General features: G+C 43.5%; 3 protein-coding genes and 1 pseudogene. All 4 read right to left on the minus strand.

What is annotated here, in order from left to right:
• A partial coding sequence (locus tag ACYVTD_RS09285) for a glycoside hydrolase family 5 protein (RefSeq protein ID WP_461247499.1) occupies positions 1-1,057 on the minus strand: 1,057 nt, incomplete at its 3' end.
• Between the two features lie 183 nt (positions 1,058-1,240).
• Positions 1,241-2,539 (minus strand): 3-phosphoshikimate 1-carboxyvinyltransferase, encoded by a 1,299-nt coding sequence (gene aroA / locus ACYVTD_RS09290; protein ID WP_461247500.1) that lies wholly within the window; start codon positions 2,537-2,539, stop codon positions 1,241-1,243.
• A 24-nt stretch (positions 2,540-2,563) separates the two neighbouring features.
• Positions 2,564-3,286, minus strand: coding sequence for an AAA family ATPase (locus ACYVTD_RS09295; protein WP_461247501.1), 723 nt, complete (start codon positions 3,284-3,286; stop codon positions 2,564-2,566).
• Between the two features lie 13 nt (positions 3,287-3,299).
• Positions 3,300-5,442: pseudogene (locus ACYVTD_RS09300) on the minus strand (elongation factor G).
• Between the last annotated feature and the right edge of the window lie 309 nt (positions 5,443-5,751).

Raw genomic sequence — 5,751 nt, forward strand, 5'->3', positions numbered from 1 at the left:
CTCCTTTGTCGTTTGGATACAGTTGCAATGCCGCGCCTGTTTCCCCAATTATTACCGGAATATCATTATCTATAAAAACCTTTTTAAAAGGCGCAAAATCACTGTCTATTTTTTGTTTGTCGCCGTCTGTTCCCCATGCGGAACGTTTACTTGCTATGCTGAATTCATAAGGATCATAGTAATGGAAAGTAACAATCTGTTTGCCGGGCGTAGTGTCTTTTGGCAGTTCAAAAGCGCCTGACAGCGTTTGTTGCGGTTGAGTGCAATAGGCGGGAATAACCAGATAACGGTTGGCGTTATTGCTGCCTGCCGCTCGTACCCTGTCCGTAAAAAGCTGATTCCATTTATTAACAATATCAGTTTGAAATTTCGGAAAGGCTTGAAAATTATAACTCCAGCCCCAGCCGCCGTCGTGAATCTCGTTCATTGATTCAAACATAAGCCAATCGCCGTAATTTTTAAAATACGCGGCAACCTGATCCCAAACACGCGCAAACTGGTGCGTTATTTGAGCATACTCGCTTTTGCCTTTTAAAGCCTTTGAAATTGAAAGCCAACCGTCGTCTCTACCTTCTTCCGGAGTTGAACCGTCATGGTGAATATTAATGATTACTTTTAATCCTGCGTTATGCGCCATTTCCACAGCGGACGCTACGCGCTCAAGACGAGCGGAACTGATGCGGTAATCGGGCGGCATACCAAAATAACCCATCCATGTTATCGGAATACGGATAATATCGAACCCTGCTTTTTTTACGCCGTTCATTATCTCCTGATTAATGGGAGGGTTACCCCAGACTGTTTCGCTTGCCACTCCGCCTGAATATGAATCTAAAGTGTTTCCCAAATTCCAGCCGGAAAATATTTTTTCATCTTTAAAATAATTAAACGCTGTTTTACCGCTGACAGATTCAAGCGGGTATTCCCGCACCATGTCCGGTTGTGAAGGAACATAATTATAAGTTGATTCAGACGCACTCCCATTGGAAGAACGGCAAAAAGTAAGCAGGAGAGCGTAAATAACAAATGTAAAAAACAGCTTTTTTTTAAAATTCACTAAATACTCCCTGCATAACGGATTATCGCATTGTAAATGCGCTCTTTTATCAGCGTATTTAACTTATCTTATTGTAAACAGTAAAATTCCGTGTTTTTATATAAATTCTATTAATAATTATCATACCCTCATTATTCATTGACGTCAATAAATATTTATAATAATGAGGAGATAATAAGGAAATTAACCTATAATTCCGTCTATAAAGCCAGGATATGTGACTGCGGCGCACTCAGCGGTGGTTATTTCGACAGGAATGGGACTTCCAAGAGCCGCAACTGCAAAAGCCATAACGATTCTATGGTCGTTGTGCCCTTCAATGACAGGGGTTTCAGGCGGAGACAATGCGCCTTTTCCGTGAATAATAAGACCATCCGGTAATTCAGTGCAACGTATTCCAAGCTTTGCTAACTCTTGCGTCATTACGGCAATTCGGTCAGTTTCTTTGATACGGGCGTGGGCGACATTTACAAGAGAAGTGTCTCCGTCAGCAAAAGCGGCTGTAACCGCCGCCGCGGGGAGCAGATCGGGGGTTTTGTTTAAATCGAAGTTTCCGCCGTGAAGAGCGCCGTTTCTGAATACGGTTATGGATAAGCCGTTTTCGCGGTCATTGTTGTATTGGACATTACAACCCATTTTTTCCAACATTTCAAGGAAAAACTTGTCCCCTTGAGTATCTTGCGGATCAAGACCGAGCAGGGTTACAGACCCGCCTGTAATTGCGGCGGCGGCGGCTGGGAAGGCGGCTGACGAGAAGTCACCTGGTACTGAGGAGGAAAACGCTTTCCATGACGAGCCGCCGGGGATAGAAAAATGTGAAAAATCAGGCGAAACACTGTATGGAATGCCGTGGGCTTTTAAGTAGGAAAGGGTCATCTCGATATATGGTTTTTCGTTAAGCAGGGGAACATCAATTTCCGTAACAACGCCTGCGGGAGCTAACGGAGAGGCAATTAAAATTGCCGATAAGTACTGGCTTGTAGGACACGGAAGGCTTACCTTGCCGCCCTTCCAAGCGCCTTTTATCGTGATTGGAGCGCAACCGTTATTGCTCTGCGAAGTAACACCCAACTCCGCCAATGCGTCAAGAAGGGGAGCGGCGCTTCGTTTTTGAATCTGCTCATCGCCTGCAAATTCAATCGGCTGTTGTTGAAGCCCGGCAACGGCAAGCGCAAGGTAAAGAGTCGTGCCGGAATTGCCAACATCAATTTTTGTGCCGGGATTTATTCCCTTTTTAAAACCGCCGTTACCCCGTACTTTCCAACTGACTATTTTATCTCCGTTACATTGTTCCGCTATTTCCGCGCCGAAAGCCTTGCAAGCGGCAAGACAGGAACGCGTATCCAATGAATCAAGCGGGTACTTAATTTCGGATTCGCCGTCCGCAAGAGAGGCAATCAGTAATTGCCTAATTGTATGAGACTTGGAAGCGGGTATTCTGACACTACCGGTAAATCGGCGCGGGGTTATGCGTACATTCATTTAATAATATCCGCCAATGTTAAATTATGATTCCAATATCAACAGAGTTTTAGGATCAAGCTTCATCGCCATTGCCTTGGAAATAATCGAATCCCTGTCCTTAGAAATTGAAAGCTCAACATGATCATGTTTTGGTTGTAAAATTATTACAATATCAATACTGTCAATAAAACTGTTTAACATTACAGGTATGTTTTCTTTATCGTACTGAGACGCTTCGTCTTTTACGGAACAGCTGTACCAAACGCCGACTCCCAATTCTGTAGCGAATGTTTTTACGGCGGCAATAGTTTCTTTATCCGTTTGCGAGAAATCAAACCCGTCAATAATAATTGAATCGGCTTTAAAGCCCCCTTCTATTATCATTGCCCTTAAACTTTTAAGAAGTTGATCTTTTGTAATTCCGTCCTGATTAAAATTCATTAATACTCGGTTTTTAACAAGGTTGTCTTTTATTTCAACCGCGTTCTCAAGATTTTTTTTGCTGATAAATTCATCAAAAATATCGTTATACCAAACAGGCACATGATGAATAAGCTGTCCCAATGAATTGTGGCTTGAAAAAGAAACATGAATTACTTTTTTTCCCTGAAGAAGTTTATCAAGGGCAAGCTGTACAAGAACCGACGTCTTTCCCACCCCGTTAGGTGAAGCGATAACTCCGATTTCTCCGGCTTTTAATCCGCCCTTAATTGTTTGTTCAAAAATGCGAATTGGACTGCGCTGTATAAGTTCACTTAATACCATTATTTTCTCCTAATTACTTACCGTCTTTCTTCTTTTTTTCCGCGTTTTTTATTAACTCTTCGGAAACGCCCTGCGGAACTTTTGAATATTTTTCAAACTCCATTGTAAACTCGGCTTTTCCTTGAGTGAGCGAACGCAAAACTGTCGAATAACCAAACATTTCGCTTAACGGAACTTCGGCTTCTACGCGTGAAAAATGCCCTTCCTCAACGGAAGATACTATTATACCACGCCTTTGGTTAATCGAGCCAAAAATATTTCCCTGAAATTCAGTAGGTCCTTCCACCGACACTTTCATGATAGGTTCAAGAATACAGGGTCTTGCCTTGTTATACGCTTCGCGGAAAGCGCCTATTGCCGCAGACTGGAATGCGATATCCGACGAGTCTACCGGGTGGCTCTGACCATCGTTGATAACACAGCGGATATTGACGATTGGGAAGCCGATAAGACTGCCCTTTTTAATCGCCTCTTTAAATCCTTTATCGCAGCTTGGCACATACTCGGTGGGAATTGATCCGCCCTTAATCATATCGACAAATTCGTAATCGCCTTCAAAGTACGGCTCCATGTAACCTGCCACGCGCCCAAATTGTCCCGCGCCGCCTGTTTGCTTTTTGTGGGTATAGTTAAATTCCGCTTTTTGCGTAATTGTTTCGCGGTAAGCGACTTGCGGCATACCGGTATCAAGCTCGCACTTGTACTCACGTCGCATACGCTCAATGTAAACTTCAAGATGAAGCTCGCCCATTCCCTTAATAATTGTCTGGTTCGATTCAGGATCGACATAAGTTTGAAAGGTGGGGTCTTCTTTTGTAAAGCGGTTAAGAGCTTTTGCCATTTGGTCGGCGCTTTTTTTATCCTTCGGCGAAATAGCCAGAGAAATAACGGGGTTGGGAACAAACATCGATGTCATCGCGTAGTTAAGCCCGCCGCCGCAGAATGTGTCGCCGGAAGCGCAGTCAATCCCAAACAGGGCTACAATGTCGCCGGGCGCACCTTCGTTAATATCTTCCATGCTGTCCGCATGCATACGCACAAGCCGACCAACTTTAAATTTTCTACCGGTCCATGCTGTCCGCATGCATACGCACAAGCCGACCAACTTTAAATTTTCTACCGGCGCGGGTGTTTTGCAACTCATCGCCTTTTTTTAATTTACCTTGATAAATTCTGACATACGTTAGCTGACCATATTGACCGTCTTCCAGCTTAAAGCCAAGCGCGACAGTCGGGCTTTTTTCATCGGCGTTAAGCTCGATGCTTTCTTCGTTTTTATCAAGATCAAGGGCATAGTTTTTTACTTCCGTAGGATTGGGAAGATAATTTGTTACTCCGTCCATCAGCGGCTGAATGCCTTTAAACTTGTAAGCGGAGCCGCACATAACAGGCACAAATTGCTCCGCAAGAGTGCCTTTGCGAATTGCCGCGTGAATTAAATCTTCGGGAATAGCTCCACCTTCAAGAAATTTTTCCGCAAGCTCGTCGGAGAACATTGAGAGAGCCTCAAGAAGTTCTTCTCGGTATTTATCCGCTTCCGCTTTTAAGTGAGCGGGAATTTCCGCATTGCGGATTGTTTCGCCTTGATCTCCGTCAAAGTAGACGGCTTTCATGGAAATAAGGTCTACAACGCCTTCAAGTTTATCTTCAAGCCCGATAGGAATTTGAATCATAACCGCGTTAAGCCCTAACTTTTCACCTAACTGTTTCTGCACCTTAAAAGGGTTAGCTCCGGTACGGTCGCACTTGTTTACAAACGCGATACGCGGTACATGGTAGCGTTTTAACTGGCGGTCAACTGTGATTGATTGCGACTGCACTCCGCCGACCGCGCAAAGAACAAGAATCGCTCCGTCCAAAACGCGCAAAGAGCGCTCAACTTCGATAGTAAAGTCAACGTGTCCGGGCGTATCAATTATGTTGATTGTATGGTCTTTCCATGTTACCTGAGTCGCGGCGGACTGAATTGTAATGCCGCGTTCCCTTTCAAGTTCCATGTGATCCATGGTAGCGCCAACGCCGTCCTTGCCCCGAACCTCGTGAATAGCGTGAATTTTTTTGCTGTAGAACAGAATACGCTCAGACAGGGTTGTTTTTCCCGAATCGATGTGCGCGCTTATCCCGATGTTCCGCATTCTGCTGGTATCAATGCTCATTGTTTAAATACTCCTTGAAAAATACATTAAATGCTTGCTTATGTCATAAGATACCAAGATTTGCAAATGGTTGCAAGGGAGACAGACTTACAAATGGGCAAATATTATCAATTTATTTATATTAAAAAAAGGGCAAAAAAGCCAAAAAATCCATGATTTCCACTTGTTTTCCACAGGAAAAAATAATATCCATTATCAGAATTTCAATAAATAATCTTAGTAATTCTAATAATTAAAATGCGTAATTCCTTACATAGCAAGAAATTAGCATGATCTGTTATTTGAAAATCATTTTTTATGCTTCAGGCT

This window comes from Treponema sp. R6D11 (assembly GCF_054786075.1).